Annotated in this window: 26 protein-coding genes; 21 read left to right on the top strand and 5 right to left on the bottom strand. The window is 62.2% G+C overall.

Annotated features, from left to right (window positions below; translation table 11 throughout):
* A partial coding sequence (locus tag M2351_RS34385; RefSeq protein ID WP_264660521.1) for a hypothetical protein occupies nt 1–220 on the top strand: 220 nt, incomplete at its 5' end.
* Nucleotides 221–326: 106 nt separating this feature from the next.
* Here the strand turns inward: M2351_RS34385 and M2351_RS34380 are convergent.
* The gene (locus M2351_RS34380) at nt 327–542 is read right to left on the bottom strand and encodes a hypothetical protein (RefSeq protein WP_264660520.1); all 216 of its coding nucleotides are present in this window, start codon (nt 540–542) and stop codon (nt 327–329) included.
* Between the two features lie 158 nt (nt 543–700).
* Between M2351_RS34380 and M2351_RS34375 the strand changes: the two genes are divergently transcribed.
* Entirely contained in the window at nt 701–1,090 is a 390-nt protein-coding gene (locus M2351_RS34375; protein ID WP_264660519.1) for a helix-turn-helix domain-containing protein, read from the top strand.
* Here M2351_RS34375 and M2351_RS34370 read toward each other — a convergent pair.
* Nucleotides 1,062–1,307, bottom strand: a complete 246-nt coding sequence (locus tag M2351_RS34370; RefSeq protein ID WP_264660518.1) for a hypothetical protein — start codon at nt 1,305–1,307, stop codon at nt 1,062–1,064. The genes M2351_RS34375 and M2351_RS34370 overlap by 29 nt on opposite strands.
* 420 nt (nt 1,308–1,727) lie before the next feature.
* On the opposite strand from M2351_RS34370, the gene M2351_RS34365 reads away from it, so the two are divergent.
* From M2351_RS34365 to M2351_RS34280, 18 genes are all read left to right on the top strand, one after another.
* Nucleotides 1,728–1,937: a hypothetical protein gene (locus M2351_RS34365; protein ID WP_264660517.1), complete on the top strand. Its 210-nt coding sequence runs from the start codon at nt 1,728–1,730 to the stop codon at nt 1,935–1,937.
* A 141-nt stretch (nt 1,938–2,078) separates the two neighbouring features.
* Nucleotides 2,079–2,267: a hypothetical protein gene (locus M2351_RS34360; RefSeq protein ID WP_264660516.1), complete on the top strand. Its 189-nt coding sequence runs from the start codon at nt 2,079–2,081 to the stop codon at nt 2,265–2,267.
* Nucleotides 2,267–2,635: a hypothetical protein gene (locus M2351_RS34355; RefSeq protein ID WP_264660515.1), complete on the top strand. Its 369-nt coding sequence runs from the start codon at nt 2,267–2,269 to the stop codon at nt 2,633–2,635. The genes M2351_RS34360 and M2351_RS34355 overlap by 1 nt, the downstream gene beginning before the upstream one ends.
* 614 nt (nt 2,636–3,249) lie before the next feature.
* Nucleotides 3,250–3,780, top strand: a complete 531-nt coding sequence (locus M2351_RS34350; protein ID WP_264660514.1) for a hypothetical protein — start codon at nt 3,250–3,252, stop codon at nt 3,778–3,780.
* A complete protein-coding gene (locus tag M2351_RS34345) occupies nt 3,780–3,953 on the top strand; it encodes a hypothetical protein (protein ID WP_264660513.1) in 174 nt (57 codons plus the stop codon). Before M2351_RS34350 ends, M2351_RS34345 begins: the two co-directional genes overlap by 1 nt.
* A gap of 90 nt (nt 3,954–4,043) precedes the next feature.
* On the top strand, nt 4,044–4,796 hold the full coding sequence (locus tag M2351_RS34340) for a DUF6197 family protein (RefSeq protein ID WP_264660512.1): 753 nt from the start codon (nt 4,044–4,046) through the stop codon (nt 4,794–4,796).
* Nucleotides 4,796–5,254 (top strand): hypothetical protein, encoded by a 459-nt coding sequence (locus M2351_RS34335; RefSeq protein ID WP_264660511.1) that lies wholly within the window; start codon nt 4,796–4,798, stop codon nt 5,252–5,254. The genes M2351_RS34340 and M2351_RS34335 overlap by 1 nt, the downstream gene beginning before the upstream one ends.
* On the top strand, nt 5,241–5,552 hold the full coding sequence (locus M2351_RS34330) for a hypothetical protein (protein WP_264660510.1): 312 nt from the start codon (nt 5,241–5,243) through the stop codon (nt 5,550–5,552). Before M2351_RS34335 ends, M2351_RS34330 begins: the two co-directional genes overlap by 14 nt.
* A gap of 1 nt (nt 5,553) precedes the next feature.
* On the top strand, nt 5,554–5,742 hold the full coding sequence (locus M2351_RS34325) for a hypothetical protein (protein WP_264660509.1): 189 nt from the start codon (nt 5,554–5,556) through the stop codon (nt 5,740–5,742).
* Nucleotides 5,735–6,133, top strand: a complete 399-nt coding sequence (locus M2351_RS34320; RefSeq protein WP_264660508.1) for a hypothetical protein — start codon at nt 5,735–5,737, stop codon at nt 6,131–6,133. Before M2351_RS34325 ends, M2351_RS34320 begins: the two co-directional genes overlap by 8 nt.
* On the top strand, nt 6,130–6,696 hold the full coding sequence (locus M2351_RS34315) for a hypothetical protein (protein WP_264660507.1): 567 nt from the start codon (nt 6,130–6,132) through the stop codon (nt 6,694–6,696). The genes M2351_RS34320 and M2351_RS34315 overlap by 4 nt, the downstream gene beginning before the upstream one ends.
* A complete protein-coding gene (locus M2351_RS34310) occupies nt 6,693–6,929 on the top strand; it encodes a hypothetical protein (RefSeq protein WP_264660506.1) in 237 nt (78 codons plus the stop codon). Before M2351_RS34315 ends, M2351_RS34310 begins: the two co-directional genes overlap by 4 nt.
* The gene (locus M2351_RS34305) at nt 6,926–7,261 is read left to right on the top strand and encodes a hypothetical protein (RefSeq protein ID WP_264660505.1); all 336 of its coding nucleotides are present in this window, start codon (nt 6,926–6,928) and stop codon (nt 7,259–7,261) included. Before M2351_RS34310 ends, M2351_RS34305 begins: the two co-directional genes overlap by 4 nt.
* Nucleotides 7,258–7,692 carry a hypothetical protein gene (locus tag M2351_RS34300; protein ID WP_264660504.1) on the top strand — a complete coding sequence of 145 codons (435 nt, stop codon included), beginning with the start codon at nt 7,258–7,260 and terminating at the stop codon, nt 7,690–7,692. Before M2351_RS34305 ends, M2351_RS34300 begins: the two co-directional genes overlap by 4 nt.
* Nucleotides 7,689–7,988 (top strand): hypothetical protein, encoded by a 300-nt coding sequence (locus M2351_RS34295; RefSeq protein ID WP_264660503.1) that lies wholly within the window; start codon nt 7,689–7,691, stop codon nt 7,986–7,988. The genes M2351_RS34300 and M2351_RS34295 overlap by 4 nt, the downstream gene beginning before the upstream one ends.
* Before the next feature lie 32 nt (nt 7,989–8,020).
* On the top strand, nt 8,021–9,022 hold the full coding sequence (locus tag M2351_RS34290) for a radical SAM protein (protein WP_264660502.1): 1,002 nt from the start codon (nt 8,021–8,023) through the stop codon (nt 9,020–9,022).
* A gap of 111 nt (nt 9,023–9,133) precedes the next feature.
* Nucleotides 9,134–10,591: a lysozyme inhibitor LprI family protein gene (locus tag M2351_RS34285; protein WP_264660501.1), complete on the top strand. Its 1,458-nt coding sequence runs from the start codon at nt 9,134–9,136 to the stop codon at nt 10,589–10,591.
* Nucleotides 10,592–11,444: 853 nt separating this feature from the next.
* Nucleotides 11,445–12,014: a hypothetical protein gene (locus M2351_RS34280; protein WP_264660500.1), complete on the top strand. Its 570-nt coding sequence runs from the start codon at nt 11,445–11,447 to the stop codon at nt 12,012–12,014.
* A gap of 11 nt (nt 12,015–12,025) precedes the next feature.
* Here M2351_RS34280 and M2351_RS34275 read toward each other — a convergent pair whose 3' ends face one another.
* A complete protein-coding gene (locus M2351_RS34275) occupies nt 12,026–13,342 on the bottom strand; it encodes a Calx-beta domain-containing protein (RefSeq protein ID WP_264660499.1) in 1,317 nt (438 codons plus the stop codon).
* Nucleotides 13,343–13,725: 383 nt separating this feature from the next.
* On the opposite strand from M2351_RS34275, the gene M2351_RS34270 reads away from it, so the two are divergent.
* The gene (locus tag M2351_RS34270; RefSeq protein WP_264660498.1) at nt 13,726–14,439 is read left to right on the top strand and encodes a hypothetical protein; all 714 of its coding nucleotides are present in this window, start codon (nt 13,726–13,728) and stop codon (nt 14,437–14,439) included.
* Between the two features lie 388 nt (nt 14,440–14,827).
* On the opposite strand, the gene M2351_RS34265 is transcribed toward M2351_RS34270, so the two are convergent.
* Together M2351_RS34265 and M2351_RS34260 are read right to left on the bottom strand one after the other, a co-directional pair.
* Nucleotides 14,828–15,052 carry a hypothetical protein gene (locus tag M2351_RS34265; RefSeq protein ID WP_264660497.1) on the bottom strand — a complete coding sequence of 75 codons (225 nt, stop codon included), beginning with the start codon at nt 15,050–15,052 and terminating at the stop codon, nt 14,828–14,830.
* Nucleotides 15,049–15,492 (bottom strand): hypothetical protein, encoded by a 444-nt coding sequence (locus M2351_RS34260; RefSeq protein ID WP_264660496.1) that lies wholly within the window; start codon nt 15,490–15,492, stop codon nt 15,049–15,051. Before M2351_RS34260 ends, M2351_RS34265 begins: the two co-directional genes overlap by 4 nt.
* Between the last annotated feature and the right edge of the window lie 71 nt (nt 15,493–15,563).

Below are 15,563 nucleotides of genomic sequence, written 5' to 3'. Positions count from 1 at the left end.
TATCGGGCACCTTGGGGGCATGAGCGCGACGCCCAAGGCCAACCACGACGCGGAAGAAGAAGTCCGCCGCCTCGCGCTCGCTGTGCTGACGCTGATGCGTCAGATCGCGCGCCTCTGCCTGGAGAAGGCGCCGGCTCTGGACCGGTTGGCCCTTCTCCAGCAGACGGCCGAGAAGGTTGCGGAGGACGTCGCGCATGTCAGTGGCCAACCGCGCCGATGAAGGCCGCAAGGAGATGCGTGCCGCCGATGCCAAGAACGGCAATTGCCGGAGCCAGCAGGCCGCTAACTGTCAGTACAAAAAGGAGATCCACCCGATGCCGCATGACTCAGGCCGCCTTCCGCTTGTCGATGGCCTCCGCCAACTCCTCGACGGTGATCGTCTTCCCAATGAGCCGCGCAGCTTCCACCACGGACAGCCAATAGGGTGCCGGAATGCGTCCCGCGCGGTTCCACTGCTTGACGCTCTCGTACGGAGCCCCGACGGCGTGAGCGAAGTCGATCAGGCGCGGCCAGAGGCGAATTGCGGCTTCATGGGTGTTCATGCCGACACGGTATAAAAGCTACCCCAAAGGCGCAAGCCATTTTTTGGCCCATGGCGCTTTCGGCTAGGTTCGCTTGCGCGACCCCGAATCAGTCAGTACATCGGTCAGTGCTTAGGTTAGAAAAGATCCCGTCAGGCTGTAGATTGGAGCCACCCGCTATGAAGCCGCGCGCAACCGCCGAGGCAAAGGAGCAGATTCGTGCCCAGAACGCGGCGATGGGCCAGCGGCTCAAGTTGGCCCGCATTCAGGCCGGCTATCTCGAAGCCAAAGACGCCGCAGATGCCTGCGGATGGAACTACAACAATTACAAGGCACACGAAGCCGGCATCAACGGCCTGCGTCTTCCCGTGGCGGAACAGTACGCATCGGCCTTTAACGTCTCGAAGCACTGGCTTCTCACCGGCGAAGGGGTAATGAACCCGGTCGGCACCCGGCCCCTGGTGCGGCAGATCGTGGCGCTTTTGGAAGAGTTGGACGAGAACGGCTTGCGCCGAGTTCTAGGCTATGTCGAGGGCTTGGCTAACGCTTCGGCCCCAGAACATCGTTGATCAAGTCTGGATACTCCTGGCGCAGCACTTCCAGGTCGCGGCGCCCTTCGAGCAACTTCCGCAGCAGCGGAACGGCTTCTTCATCATAACAAAGACCCATTTCGACGAGATGGCGCACCGCGGCGGATCGGTTGGGAATCGGCCGCCGCGCGGCGCGCCATTCATCTATGCGCGCGGCGAACGCCTCGTCACAGCGCATCTCAAAGCGTTCGGCCATCTTTCTCATGCCTCAACGTATAGAATTGTACGCGCTTCCGTACGAGCGGAAACGTGTACGCGCGGCGGACTGTACGGACAAATTAACCAAGCCACAAGCCATCAACTGTAGGATCATACTCCGGTATGCTCCTACGTTTTGGCTGCGAAATTATTGCGCTGCTTTCCTCGCCCCGATCATTTCCGATCGCCGCCTGGAGACTTCGTTGCGCGGCGATATTTCAAACTAGTTAGGCGAGAGACAAAAAGGGCGCACCATCTAGCGTTGGTAGAACAACGCTACCAATGGTGCTATAACCTCGGCGCGATTGTACGGACACGCGGACAGGCGGGACAATTGTTGGACGTTGACGGAAGCTTTGCCTTTAGGCATGCTTTCCCAGAACGAAAACGGAACACGGCGGGCAGTAGGAGTGGTGACGTGGTCGATGAGGCGGAGAGCACTGAATTGGCGGCGTACGTGGCGGAAATGCGCTCGCCAATACGCGACTGCGCCACTCTGCTGACGCGAATCACCGGATTGCTGCATCCTGAGTTTGGCATGCCCGCCGGGGAGTCCGAGGTGCATCTGGACGCCGTCGAGATCATCCAGGAATATCTGCAGCACAAAAATCTCGCGGAACCCCATTGACACCCTGACGGTATAAAAGATACCTTGCCTCTGTCGCGGCACTTCCGCGGCGTTTCCTCCTTAGACTTCCCCCTTGGCGCCACACATGGCCGCCAAGGGGGCTCTGGGGGCAACGGAACAAGTGTTCACAGAGGACTAGGCATGACTGTTCCGCCGGTCTATTACGTCAGCCCCTTCGCCACGACGGATCTGGAGCCGTCCCGCGGCTGGTATGTCGGCCGCCTGACCGACAATGGCCAGCCCAACGGTCCGTTCATCAGTCGCGAGCGGGCCGAGTCCTGGCGCGCCGACGCCGTGCACGGTCTGATGCTCGACCGGAGGGCCGCGTAATGAACCTGCGCCCCGTCAACACCGTGACCAGCCACAACACCTGGACGTTCCACCCCTTCCTGATTGACACCGTGCAGGGACCGATGGGAGTGGACTTCGGCAAGGCCCGCCGCGCCTTCGGCATTCACCGGGACGACCGCGGCTGGAATCTCACGCACCTGCCCACCGGTGCCCTGATCGGTTTGGCGCCCAGCCTCGACGACGCGATGCGCGCCGCCGACGGCATCGAGGGCGCCTGGGACTGGTCGATTGTGGGCGTGCCGCGCGCCGCCGAGCTGGCGGTGATCAAGGAGACGCTGCGCTCCTACGGCGTGGAGCATCCGGCCGACCGGCCCGCGTGGACGCCGACTCTCGCACGTGCCGCGTGACGCAGACTGTCTGAAAACTCCAATCTGCACAGGATCTCCGCTCGATGTCCGCCCTGCGCGATCTCCTCACCATCTCCACCGTCTGGGCGGTCGCTTCCGTGGGCTGGCTGGCCACGGTCCTGCCCGCGCACTGACCGCGCCTGAAACCTCCATACCTGCGCATCAGCGCGTGCCGGCCGGTATGGGTGACCCCAGCCGGCTTAAAGCATCAGGACTGGATGACTTCGCCGTTCAAGACGGTCCGTAAACGTCCACGAATGGCCCCCTCACCCCCTTACTCGCCCTGACCAGCGGGTGGGGGTTGAGGTGTCAGAGAGAGCCGCGGCGAGTCAACCCCGCGGGGAAAACTGCGCAGCGCGCAGGACCAGTGGTGGGGCATGTGGCCGGCGTCGGCGCGGAGATAGAAGCCGGCTCTCTCATCCAACGCGCATACGGGAGTCCGTCATGAAGTGACCAACGAGCCAGTGTCAGGCCGAAACAGACACCGCCCCTTCCAACCATCCCATGACGAAGGCGCATTCGCAGGATGCCAGCGGGGCTCGACACCGCCCCGCCGGCTGCCGAGAGCAGGACCGCCTGCTGTCGCCAGCCGAACACCAAGGAGAGGACCTCCTATGAGCTACGCAACGATGGACCACGCCGCGTGGGCGGAAGGCGCGATCGCCGCGGGCAAGCGGATGCTGGCGGCCAGCCGCGCGCGCAAGACCCGCAGCGACAACACCAAGGGCTACGCCGCCGCGCCCGATACACTGAGCGAATTCCAGGCCAAGGTGATGGACATCCTCGGCATGGTCGGCGGCGGCATCTACAACGCCCCGATCGCCTGGGACGCGATTCAGTGGATCGGCTGGGGTCAGGGAATGGCCGTGCCGTGGCACGAGGGGAATAGCTTCGCGACCTTCGACGGCGACCGCCTGACCAAGCTCGTCTTCCTCTGCCATGAAGCCCGCATCCGCTGCGAAATCCGCACACACGCTCCGCGCATGTTCCTGCTGTGCTTCTGGCCGCGCTTGGCGGAGGGCCGCCTGGGCGAGCGTCATCCAAACCTCGACGAAGCCGTGGCTGCGTTCCGCGATTACCTGCCGGCCGACCACCGCGTCGTTCACCGCGTCACCTCCGCTCACCCGGTCCCGGAGGCCGCGTGATGCGAGACCCCATCCATACCGACGTCATCCCAGCCGTCGTCGTGAGCATTCGCGAAGCCGGACGCGATGTCCTCGGAACCGTCTTCGTCGCCGGTCTGATCCTGGTCGCCTGCGCGGTCCTCCTGGACGACGCCAAGGCCATCGGCACCGCGGTCTTCTCTGTCCTTCCCTGAGGTGATTGTCATGACCGTCCGTGAGTTCCTGGCCGACCTCGTTGGCATCTGCGTGATCATCGTCCTCCTCGGCGCCCTGTGATCTGACCCATGTCCATCACTATTCGCTCCTCGGATCCGTTCCAGCCGCCGAAGAACCCGCCCCGCAAAGGCGCGCGCCCGACGGCGCTCGCTGTTCTGACGGAGATGCTGGCCATTATCAAAAGGCGCGGGTGGAAGCATTACAGCTTCGAAGACATCCGGGACGGCAGGGCGCAGTGGTGGCTCACCGAGGCGGAGACAACGCCGTGGCCCATTGACATGAACCACGCCATCGATCTGGCGCACCGGACCGTGTACGGCCACCCACAGGTGCCCGCGATCTACAAGTTCTGGACCCCCATCGAAAGCACTCTCGACAAGGTCGTCGGGGAGTCGCGTCTCCGGTGGGAATGCGCTCAGGGACGCACCCACGACGACGTGGTTGCGGCGATTGAGGCGGGGATCGAGTTGATGGCAGCCAACCCGCCGCGCGCCGAACGCAGACCGAAGCGAACGCGCCCCTTCGTGGCCCAGGAGATCACAAAGGCCGTCGTGCTCAAGCACCTGTCCGTGTCGCCGGCCTTTCCGGAAATCCACTTCAAGGGCGACCAGATTGGCACGTGGACCAGCACGGTGAAGCGTGAGGAGATCATGGGCTCCTTCGTCAACGTGCGGAAGTGCACCGCGACCCTGCCGGACTTCCACGGAGAGAAGGTCGTCCGCATTGCGAAGACCTTCCAGCAGATGCGCGACGACCTCGCCACCGCGGTGACAAGGATCCTGCAACGCAAGGCCAGCGGTTCCCGCCGGGAGGCTGCGTGATGTCTGGATTCGCCCGGCGCCCCAAACCGCCGCCCCTCATCGATAAGAGCGGGCTCCCCATTCAGCCCTTCACCGGCCGCGCCAACAAGCCGGACGCATGGTTCCGCAGCAAGGAGCACGGCGCGTGGATCCGGACCATGCCCTGCATGGTCTGTGGCAGAGCCAGCCATGTTGCCGGAGCCCACGTGCGCAAGGGGACCGACGGCGCCGGCGAGGAGCAGCCGTCCGATGTGTACATGAACCCGCTGTGCGACGGGTGGCTCGACAATTGGTCGTTCTATGGATGCCACAACCGGCAACACAAGATCGGCGAGGTGACGTTCTGGACTCCTCACGGAGGCGTCGAGCAGGCGGTGCATCACGCTCTGGGACTCGCACTCAAGTCACCGTGCGAGCGCACCCGGAAAGCCGCCGCGGCGATCAAGGACGGCAAACCCTGGCGCGATGCTTTCACCTGAGGACAGCAAGCCCCTGAGGGCCACGGAGATCGAACAACCAGAGTTTGATGGTGATCCACCGGCCCGCACCGCATCGCCGGGCGATCGGCAGGACGCAGAGGCCTGGTGCCGCATCGCGGTTGGCATCATCCCCTTCGCCGCGACCCTGAGCGACCTGGTCGACTGGTGGCGGGCCGACGTGACGACGGAGTGGCTGGTCGGACTGAAGCGACTCCACCCGGACCTATTCGAGCGCGTGAACCACGCGAAGGACGAACACAAGGCGGCGCTGAGCGCCCGCCACAAACGCGAGGCATGACGTGACCAGGAAACTTCCACCCAGTGCCGTGCTGCCCAACGACGCCGCCATCCACCGTGGCAAACCGCTGTCGGTTCCCGTCCGGAGCGCGCTGGACGCCGTCGAGGCCTACGGACGCTGCCCGCGCACCTTGGACCTCATCAGCCACATCACCCGCCTGAAAGAGCAGGAAGCGATGCACCATGAGTGATGAGACCGCCCCACGCTCTTTGAACGGAACGCCGCTGACCACCATGCGCGGGCCGCTCAGTCTGTCCGGTTATCCTTATGGGCTTTCGACCGCATTGGAGCGGTACGAGGATCTGCGCGCTGCCGGGAGTTACGAAAGGGCCGACCAAGCGGCACGCACGCCGGCCCTCGCCGGTCCGGAACTGACGCGCCTTATGCGCGGCATGCAGCGCCTGACCTTCCGCAGCATCCTCGCCGTGGCCCGCCGGCATTCCGGCGTCTGCCCAGTTTACGTCCGCCAGAAGACGACCGTGCTCGGAACCTTGATGGGCCTCTTCTACTGGAACGACGGGTGCGGCGAAACACGCCGTCGGCTCCTCCTGCTGGCTTGGAAAAAGGGCGTCGCCGCATGACCACCAGCCCCTTATTCCAGATGCCCGGCTACAGTCCGCACCTTCATCTACGCAACATTGCGAAGGTCTGGTGGAGCAAGGGCTGCGCCTGGGACAACGAAGCCGGGTCGCCGAGCCTTGTGCCGCAGCGGGCCGGGCTGTTCACGCGTCTCGCGTCTCGCGCACTTGGGCGGCCGGAGCCGGCGCCGATCATGCGCGAAGCGGATTGGATGCTAGGCGACAGCTGGAAAAGTCCAGCCGTCCGCGTCCTCTTCACCGGAAACGACTATTCCGAGGTCTTCGAGTACGCATCGGACGCCGAGGCTGAAGCGGCGCACGACAAGCTGCTTGCGGCCCTGCAAGCGGCCAAGACACGGCGCAGCGGTCAGGCAGCGTCGGCATCCGACCGCGACCGCAAGGTCCTAATCGCCAGCCGAGACACGTTTGGGTTTGTCCTTCAGCGCATGACCAACGACGACCGCAGCGAACCGGAAACGCCTGAACGGGCGCGATTCCTGGAACGTCATAACGCCATCCTGGAAGCCATGGACCGTATCGACACCGCCTTGGGAGGCGAACGATGACCGCCCCTCAGCCCTTCTCGTTCTCCTGGCGCAATCCCGGCCACTGGGACGTGATCGGCCGCCACAAGCGCCTGTTTCGCATCCGCGGCGAGGGGCGGCAGGTCGTCGTCATCGACGAACGCCCGGACTGCCGGCCCTATCCGGATCCGATGGAATTTCCGTCCGTCGCGGCGGCCACCGCCTGGATCACCGAAACGCTGATGGCGGAGCCCGTCCAGGATGGTTCCGCATGACCTCCAAGGCCGAAGTCCGCCGCCTGATCAAGCAGGCCACCGAGCGCAAGAACATGGCTGCAGCTCTTCTGGCGGCCGGCAAGTTCAACGATGCCCTGTGTGCGCTGTCGCACGTCTACGAGCAGGATGGCGACTTGATGCGCTGCCGCTGCTGCGGCCGGGCGATCCATGTCAGCTATGCCGGCGAGTCGCTACTGCACGGCCTTACCGATCTGGGAAGCTGCCCGTACCAGGGCGACAAGAATCCATGGGACATCCTCCTGGAGGCGGCCGCGGGCCGCCGCGCCCAGAGGCGCCAGACGTCCAGCGACGACCTGGAGGCCGCACAATGAGCCAAGACACGCTCGCCAAGGTCGGCGCGCTGATCGCCAGCCAGAACAACCGCTGCACCCATGAGCCGCTGTTTGTGGTGTTCCAGAAGCGCCGCATCTACGGCCTGGACGAGGACCACACCGACAACATCGTTTGGCTGGACACCGATGGCGATTACGCCACAGCCGACGAGCGGCAGCACCGCATCTTGGAACGGATGCACGAGCGCGGTCGCGATACCGGCCGCTGGGAGCGCGTCGGCTATGTCGATACCGACGAGTTCGTGACCGCCTGCTTCACCGAGGTCGGCGCGCAAGCCTACATCGACGCCAACGGGCACAACCTGCACCAGCCGTTCATCTTCGTAACCAGCCTGTACCGGAACGACGAGATGATCGCGCTGCGGCACCTCATGCTGAACGCCGCCCCGAAGCCGGCGGAGGCCGCATGAGAACCGTCATCGAACGCCTTGGCCACTCCATCGACCACCAAGGCATCATCCACTACGACGATCGGCCAAGCACCTACGAGAAAGCCGAGTCGGTCATCGGCAAGCGCCTGGACCGCCGGCGCAACTACGCGATCCTGCACGGCGACGGCAGGAAGGTCTGCGAGCTGGTGACGTGGTCGGCGCAGTGCAGCGGGTGTGACGGCGGCGGCTGCAAGGAGTGCGGCTATCACGGAATCATCCGTCGCGCGATGTGGCTGCCGGTGGAACTGGCCGATGCCGGCCGTGACGCACTCTGACCTTTCCGACTGGCCATGGAGGGCTGTGAAACATGCGAGTGCGCTTGACGCAGCTCGACGGGAGTCTCCCGAACCTAGCGCTGATGAAGTTGGCGCACTGGCACCGGGAGCGCGGCGACGAGGTCCACTATGTCCGCCACGCCCACCGCGACCTGATGGAGCCGGACTACGACCGTGTGTACGGCTCCGCCATCTTCGCGTTCAGCGCCGATCGCGTCGCCGAGTTCATGCGGACATGGCCGGGCGCCATCGTCGGCGGCACCGGGAGCGAGAGCAAGATGACCATCGAGGAGATCACCGGGCCGGATCATGACGGCTACGATTACAGCCTGTACCCCTGGTATGAGCCGTCGCTTGGCTTCACGCAGCGCGGCTGCCGGCTGTCCTGCAAGTTCTGCGTCGTGCCCGGCAAGGAGGGCAAGAACCGCAGCGTCAGCACCATCGCCGACATCTGGCGCGGCGAGGAGCACCCGCGGAAGATCCACCTCCTCGACAACGACTTCTTCGGCCAGCCGGAGGAGCAATGGCGGGCGCGGGTGGAGGAGATCCGGGCCGGCGGCTTCAAGGTCTGCCTGAACCAAGGAATCAACGTGCGCCTGCTGACGCCGGCCGCGGCGGAGGCTCTGGCGACCATCGAATACCGGGACGATGCCTTCAAGGAACGGCGGCTCTACACCGCTTGGGACAACCTCAAGGACGAAGGCATCTTTTTCAAGGGCATGGACATGCTGGAGGCCGCCGGCATCCCGCCCAAGCATGTTATGAGTTACATGCTGGTCGGCTTTGACAAGAACGAGACGTGGGATCGGCTGTGGCACCGCTTCAACCGCATGGTGGAGCGGGGGATCAGCCCTTATCCGATGGTCTTCGACTGCCGCGCCAGGGACGCCGATCGCTACCGGGAACTGAAGCGGTTCCAGCGGTGGGTTGTCACCGGCCTGTACCGGGCCGTGCCGTTCTCCGACTACGACGCCGGCAAGAAGGCCCAACGAAAGGAGCGAGCCGTGCAGCTCTCATTCCTCGACGCCGCCTGAACAGCGCCGCCAAACCTTCGAATGCCACGTCGCCAGCAAATTGACCGTGGCGCATTGCCTTGCTATTGATGGCTGTGGAACAACAAGGTTTGCGACGGCCGGGAAGAGTCAATGAAGGTGCTTCGACTTTCCGTGGTGGCGTTCGCGCTTGCCACCGCGGCTTTCGGATCTAAAGAAAGCAAGGCATTTGACTGCTCGAAGGCGTATCTCGCGGTCGACCACGTCATCTGCTCGGACCCCAATCTGGTGGAAAGCGTTGATCGGCTTCAGGGCGCCTGGAACACGCTGCGCAAGTCCCTCGACGAGGACCGCCGGAAGACCCTGACCGCCGAGCAGAAGCAATGGATTTCCGACTACACCCAGCGGTGCGGCGTGCCTGGACGGGGCGCTCCGACGGCGGACGTCATCGCCCGCAGCCGGGCGTGTGTCGGTGAGAATCTCGCAGCGCGCACGGCATACCTAGCCAGTCTCGGAAACTCAACATCGGCGCCCGCGGGCGGGGAAGCGGCCAGTGGCACCGTGAGCAGGCCCGCCGGTCCGCCGGCCGCATCGTCAAAGCCGCGTCCCATCATCGAGCACATCGACGACAACCATCTGACGATCATGGGCGAGCCTCCATGGCTGCCGCGGATCACGGGGACGGCGTGGCGTATCCAGTTGTTCGGCCCGATCGACGAAGACGCGGCGCGGCGCTTTTCCGCTTTCCTGGATTCCAACAACGTTCCCGACGGATCGAGCGTCATTCTTAATTCGCCTGGCGGCAACCTCGCCCAAGGAGTAGCCCTCGGGCGCGAGTTCCGGAGGCGCGGCTTCTCGACGACGATTGGTGTACGCCGGCCCACGGACAGCGGCATCAATCCCGGCTACTGTTACAGCGCCTGCGCCACCGCGTTTCTGGGAGGCAAATTCCGCAGTGTTCCTTCCGGCTCGAAGTACGGCGTCCACCGCTTCGCGTTTTCGAGATCCACAGGCCAGGACAGCGATGCCGCCCAGGTGGTGAGCGCTCTGCTGGTGTCGTACCTGGGCGAGATGGGGATCGAGCCCGGGCTCTTCCCCGTGATGACCCGGGTCGCGAGCAGCGACATCAACGTGCTCTCGCAAGAAGACCTCGAGCGCTACCACGTCGTCCATTCAGGGACCGAGCCGAAGTGGACCATCGAGTCCCTGGACTTCGGGCTGTATGTGAAGGGGCAGCAGGAAACCTGGAACGGCACCAGCAAAGCGATCTTCCTCTGCAACGAGGACAAGGAGATCAACTTCACCGCGATGTTCACGGGCGGCGAAGAGTCTTTTGATCTGGCGGCCCGGAACCCTCCGCAGACCTTGACCCTCGATCAGACGCCAATCGTCATCAAAGGATTGAAGGGTGCCCTTCTCGAGCATCGCGGAGAGTTCGTCGCCGGACATTACGTTCTACCCGCCAACGTCGCGGCGATGGTCGCCTCTTCAAACACGATTCGATACGCGTTGCAGCCGCTGAACCCGGACTTCTACTACGGATATGAGATGAAAATCACGGCCGAGGCGAGGAAAATGCTGAAGGGATTGATCGCCTCCTGCCAGAAGTAACGCGGCGAATGGCGTGGAGGATACTTCCGTGGAGCAGTCGACGCATGGAATGCCTCGCCATGGCCGACGACGTGCGGTGGAGGGCATCAGCCTGAGCCAGTGGATCTCCAAGCAGATCGAGGCCGCGCCATGACCTGCCAGGAAGCCTGATCAAGAAGGATCGCGCGTCATGAAGAGAAGCGACATCAAAGATGGCCAGACCTACCAGAATGACGATGGCTCCGCTGCCCGTCGCGTCATCTGCATTACTGACGAGCCCTCCGACCTCCCCCCACACTCGTTCCAGCGCAAGCTAAGGGGGCCGTGGGTAATTTACGAACAGGTGCGGGGTCGCGAGACTGGGAGCGGCAGCGCGTTAAACCTTCGGAGCTTTGCGCTCTGGGCGCGATCAATTGACGGCGGAACTACGCATGCAGACCTCCCTGCCCCCGACAACGAGCAGGAAGCAGAAGTTGATTATGAGCCTCTGCGTCGGGAAGCAGTCGAAGTACTGTCCAGGCTGGAGTCTATTATTGAGACGTTGAGGTCGGGCGAATCGCACAACCTTAGCCGCTGGGCTGCAAGGGTTGGATTACAGGTACGTCTCCGCACCTTGGCCAACAGCGTCTTCAAAAAGTGAGGTAAGGACATGACCGATCACCGCTCGCGGTCTAAGGGGTTTTACTTCGTGCGACTTGGACCTGATGCAGTCGGTGACGGATGGATCGTCTGTATGTGGACGGGCGATTGCTGGCTCATGCCTGGATCAGAAACCCGCGTTCCCGCTGAGCTTTTTCCCGAGATCGACGAGCGGAGAATCGTGCGGGGGGAGCCGCCCCGCTTGAAACGGTCCATCTGAGGAGGCGCGTACGTCATGGCCACCGAGGACGATGTGATCCGTCAGCGCAGGCTTCGTGGTCTTGTCTTGGATGCGCGCAGCCGGGCTAAGCGCTCGGGGCGTGCCTTCGATCTTAGCGAGGATCACGCTGAGACCATGTACCAGGCGCAGGGCGGTCGCTGCGACGTCACTGGCTTTTGGTTCAGCTGGGAAAGGTATGAGGAGGCGTTGGTCAAACACCCCTTCGCCCCCAGCATCGACCGTCGCGACTCCCAATTGGGATATACTGTCGACAACGTCCGGCTTGTATGCACGGCGGTCAACTTTGGGATGGGGCAGTGGGGACAAGAAGTCTACCTGACGCTGGCACGGGCGGCGGTGGAAAAGGACCGCACCGCACCGCGGCAGGGCGACGGGTGGGCTACAGCGCAACGGGAGAAGATTGCCGCGGCGAACGCTCTCGCCGAGCGTCTGGACGGGCAGGAACTCCTACAACAACGTAGGCGAATCGCCGCGTTGAAGCGGGCGCTGACACTTGGCCCCGAGGGGTTGAACCAAGCGGCCAAGAATGCTCAGCTGACCCGCCGGCGCTTGCCTACGATCTGAAAAAGGCTCTCTTACCCAATTCGGAAAGCGAGATAAGCATCATTTCCAACTTGCCCGGTCATGGAGATCACGCTTCCCACCGCCTTCCCAGTAAAGGTCATACTGGAGTCAATGGTTCCATTGCCATCAAAGTCCATATGCGCCGTTGCCCCCTTGTAGGCGTCGGCTCCCGCCATATCGACCCAAGTAAGCTTCGAGATGCCTTCGCGCCATCCCCAGGCAGTGGCCCACTCGTTGGCATCAAAATCGGTGACAGTAGACCATGTAATTCCCGTATTGCGTCCGTCGACGAAAAAGGTATCGGCGCCATTTCCTCCGGTCAGGAAATTCGACCCGGTACCACCGTCGAGGACATCATCGCCTGCGCCTCCACTGGCCGCATCCGTATTCCCCATGAGGTTTAGAAAATCGGCGTCGTCCGTTCCGTTCACGACCTCAGAGTCCTCGTTCCCGAGAAACTGCCACTTAATTCCGCTCACTGGCCCTTGATAGGAGTCGAAGTAGCTGTCGACCCTGATGCCCGACCTGACAATCGACACCACCTTACCGTTATCGTCATTCCGGATAATGCCCGTGGCCTTTGTCACACCAGTTGCGTTGACAAATTCATCAAAGGTCCGGAATTCAATGGTGAACTCCTCATCTGCCTCGGGAATTCTATCGCCATTGACCATGACGCTGATGGTTTTTGCGCTTTCCCCCGGTTGGAACGTAACGTATTGTCCAACATAATTTTGACTTATGTCTAACGTGTTGGACTGCCCGTTGCCGTCCACAATTTTACGGTACCACATCACACTCGTCGTGGATGTCAGGTCGCCTTCGCGAAATATCTCAAATGTGAACGGCGTCGATCCACTATTACCCTCTGGCTTGTCAGCATCCACTGCTCTAATTGAAAATTTCGGATTGAGAGATGACGGCGGCGCTGTGTTGACGTTAGATCCTGGAGGGTCATCATCTTGAATAAAGGCCATTATACTTTTCTTGTTCGCGTCGTAGTCGGCGCCGTCTACTTTATTTATTGCGATTGTAACGACTTCATCGGTTTCGTCGATGGTATCGCCAAGAATGTAGAACGGTACATCAACGAACAAAGATCCAGCAGGTATAGTAACTGCGGCTACCTGTGGAATGTAATCGTATGACGGCTGCGTCGCCAATCCCAGCGTGGAATAGCTCACCGACACCGGATTGGGAAGCGCCGCCGACAAGTTGAAACGGACAAAAAATTTACTCTCGCCGACATTACCTTCATTCACCGTAATGTAATCGGGGCCGTAGATGGGGATAATTCCAGTGCTATTTGATAAATACACGTACGCCATCGTCTCCCCCATAATTCTTTGAGCTTTTTTAGGCTTACGCGAGCAACGTCGATCAGTCAATGGTTGCATAGATCCGCCACCGGGCGTCAAGGTCGCTCGACGCGCGCGCCACCGGGATCCCCTTGGCGCGGAGTTGCCGCGCCACCTTCGCACCGCGACCTAAGGCGAACGGCTGACCGTATGTAACCTTGCCCGGCGTGCGAAATTCCTCGGGTCTGGCGAGGTACAAACGAAACCATTCGTCTGGTTCGGCCCACCAGCCCCGAGTTCGGTCGTCTGCACGATTGGCGCCTGGGGAGTTGTTCATCGTGTCACATGCCGGTATCTTTATTGATGCTCCAGCGGATTATCAGGTAAACCGCAACTAAAAGCAGGGCGTTAGCATGGACAAGGAGAATTTGTCAAAAAGTCAATATTTGTTCGGACAGATGCCCCAGGCGTGGTTACGACTGGCTTTTCAATACAAGCTTGCAGGTGATGCTGCCAAGGAGGCGTTGCAAAGAGAAATTGGAAGCTTAGCTGCAACGGCGGACGCCCACCAGCCGATTTGGCTGCTGTACGGGTATGCTTTTGAGCTGTTTGCCAAGGCATACCGATTGATGTCCAATCCATCACTTGCTCAAGACGACAAGCTTCACCGAGATCTGAGTTTCCACAATCCTCTCGTTGACTTCGAGAAATGCGGGCTCGTGTTCGACGAATCGGAGAAGAGATTACTTAGAAAGTTGGCTTACGCAGTGGAGAAGGGTCGCTATCCTGTACCGAAAAAGCATGAGGATACCATATGGATGAAAAACGACGAAGAATTCGGCATGAGGAATGGGGTCCTGCCGGATCATATGCTCTCAATGGATGGCGACTACGAGGGACTCATAACGCTTTGGGATAAGGTTGTTCATAGTTACGACGGCGCCTACCCAAGCAGCTACGGCTTCGGTCAAACGAGCGTTAATATGCAGACATATTATGGCCGCCGCTCTCTGTTTTTCGCTGGTGAAGTGTCCGCCGTAAATTCGATATCGTTGATGCAGCGCCTTTGGCTCTGGCTCCGCCAATTGTTGACCCGCATTGCCCGGATGACCTTCGGAGCTAAGTGAAACTGCACTGGAGCACCTCACCACGGCCAGAAATGGTCAGGCGCTGGTAATGTGTGCCAGACATATCGTTAGGTAAGTAGAACGGCGCGCTCCGTCTGGCCCAGACCACTAGGGGGCCGTTTCGACATCTCTCCCTCGATGATCTCGCCCCGGCAAACCGACTGATCTGCTACCTGTTTCCTGTGCCTTTGGCACGTGGAGGCGAACATGGGATCAAAGGTGGCGGATTTGGTGGCGGGGTCCGACATTGATTGCATGCACCAGTTCCCGATAGGTCACGTCGACCGCTCCGTGTGCTACGGTGCCGGGCGTTCGGCCCGGCCCTGTTGTGTCGTCTTGGTTGCAGCGCGGCATCATCGACCGGCGCGCGAGCCGGTCCGGTCGGTCGTTACCGCGCCATGCGCGCGGCCCGGCCGACCAGGATCCGGGTTCGATCCGCGCCGCACTTCGAGCACCGCCAGGGAATGCGCTCAGGCTCTGCGGCCCAGCCAAACCGCAGAATCAAGTCGCCCGGCTGCACCTCGGCAAAGTGACCGCAGGCGGTGCATTTCAGTGGGATCAGCACGCCGTGGTAGGAGAGCCGCCCGAGGCAGTCGAGGCGCTTGGTACTCATGGCAGGTCCTCGGAAACGGCCTCCAACGAGCGCGGCAGCCACGCGACCAGGTCGCCGTCCACCCGCTCCCAGCCGTCGCCGCTCTGCATCTTCCACCCGCCGCCGCTCCACCGGGAATCGGCGACGCGTCGCCGGCCCGCGAACCACGCGACGATGCGCGTGCCGTCGCGCGGCGCCTCGGCCGGGCGGCGTCCGAGAATGGCGCCCAAATCGCGCGCCGCTCCGGCTTTCCACCACCGCTGACCATCGCCGACGATGTCGACCAGGGACGCCCCGCAGTGGCACGGCCGGGCGTCCAGCCCCAGGTGCACGTGAACGGTTTCGGTGCAGGCGCTGCACCAGCCCTCCAGGTACAGGATCGGGGCGCCGCAATCGCCCTCGTCGGCGTTCGACGCCAGCGGAACGGGTCGCTGCTCCTCGTCGGTGTGCCGTTCGTCCATGCCCCCTCCTTCGCGCGCTGCCCACTGCCATGATCGATGGCGACGGTGAACGAAGGATGAACGCGAGACGG

This window comes from Azospirillum canadense (assembly GCF_025961225.1).
GTDB lineage: Bacteria > Pseudomonadota > Alphaproteobacteria > Azospirillales > Azospirillaceae > Azospirillum > Azospirillum canadense.
Note: the sequence above shows the minus strand (reverse complement) of the source record. Positions and strands in the feature narration are given on the sequence as shown.

Bases quoted from the DNA above. Each gene is read 5' to 3' on its own strand.
- M2351_RS34380 (WP_264660520.1), bottom strand. From the start codon at position 542: ATGAACACCCATGAAGCCGCAATTCGCCTCTGGCCGCGCCTGATCGAC.
- M2351_RS34375 (WP_264660519.1), top strand. From the start codon at position 701: ATGAAGCCGCGCGCAACCGCCGAGGCAAAGGAGCAGATTCGTGCCCAG.
- M2351_RS34370 (WP_264660518.1), bottom strand. From the start codon at position 1,307: ATGGCCGAACGCTTTGAGATGCGCTGTGACGAGGCGTTCGCCGCGCGC.
- M2351_RS34360 (WP_264660516.1), top strand. From the start codon at position 2,079: ATGACTGTTCCGCCGGTCTATTACGTCAGCCCCTTCGCCACGACGGAT.
- M2351_RS34355 (WP_264660515.1), top strand. From the start codon at position 2,267: ATGAACCTGCGCCCCGTCAACACCGTGACCAGCCACAACACCTGGACG.
- M2351_RS34350 (WP_264660514.1), top strand. From the start codon at position 3,250: ATGAGCTACGCAACGATGGACCACGCCGCGTGGGCGGAAGGCGCGATC.
- M2351_RS34345 (WP_264660513.1), top strand. From the start codon at position 3,780: ATGCGAGACCCCATCCATACCGACGTCATCCCAGCCGTCGTCGTGAGC.
- M2351_RS34340 (WP_264660512.1), top strand. From the start codon at position 4,044: ATGTCCATCACTATTCGCTCCTCGGATCCGTTCCAGCCGCCGAAGAAC.
- M2351_RS34335 (WP_264660511.1), top strand. From the start codon at position 4,796: ATGTCTGGATTCGCCCGGCGCCCCAAACCGCCGCCCCTCATCGATAAG.
- M2351_RS34330 (WP_264660510.1), top strand. From the start codon at position 5,241: ATGCTTTCACCTGAGGACAGCAAGCCCCTGAGGGCCACGGAGATCGAA.
- M2351_RS34320 (WP_264660508.1), top strand. From the start codon at position 5,735: ATGAGTGATGAGACCGCCCCACGCTCTTTGAACGGAACGCCGCTGACC.
- M2351_RS34315 (WP_264660507.1), top strand. From the start codon at position 6,130: ATGACCACCAGCCCCTTATTCCAGATGCCCGGCTACAGTCCGCACCTT.
- M2351_RS34310 (WP_264660506.1), top strand. From the start codon at position 6,693: ATGACCGCCCCTCAGCCCTTCTCGTTCTCCTGGCGCAATCCCGGCCAC.
- M2351_RS34305 (WP_264660505.1), top strand. From the start codon at position 6,926: ATGACCTCCAAGGCCGAAGTCCGCCGCCTGATCAAGCAGGCCACCGAG.
- M2351_RS34300 (WP_264660504.1), top strand. From the start codon at position 7,258: ATGAGCCAAGACACGCTCGCCAAGGTCGGCGCGCTGATCGCCAGCCAG.
- M2351_RS34295 (WP_264660503.1), top strand. From the start codon at position 7,689: ATGAGAACCGTCATCGAACGCCTTGGCCACTCCATCGACCACCAAGGC.
- M2351_RS34290 (WP_264660502.1), top strand. From the start codon at position 8,021: ATGCGAGTGCGCTTGACGCAGCTCGACGGGAGTCTCCCGAACCTAGCG.
- M2351_RS34285 (WP_264660501.1), top strand. From the start codon at position 9,134: ATGAAGGTGCTTCGACTTTCCGTGGTGGCGTTCGCGCTTGCCACCGCG.
- M2351_RS34280 (WP_264660500.1), top strand. From the start codon at position 11,445: ATGGCCACCGAGGACGATGTGATCCGTCAGCGCAGGCTTCGTGGTCTT.
- M2351_RS34275 (WP_264660499.1), bottom strand. From the start codon at position 13,342: ATGGCGTACGTGTATTTATCAAATAGCACTGGAATTATCCCCATCTAC.
- M2351_RS34270 (WP_264660498.1), top strand. From the start codon at position 13,726: ATGGACAAGGAGAATTTGTCAAAAAGTCAATATTTGTTCGGACAGATG.
- M2351_RS34265 (WP_264660497.1), bottom strand. From the start codon at position 15,052: ATGAGTACCAAGCGCCTCGACTGCCTCGGGCGGCTCTCCTACCACGGC.
- M2351_RS34260 (WP_264660496.1), bottom strand. From the start codon at position 15,492: ATGGACGAACGGCACACCGACGAGGAGCAGCGACCCGTTCCGCTGGCG.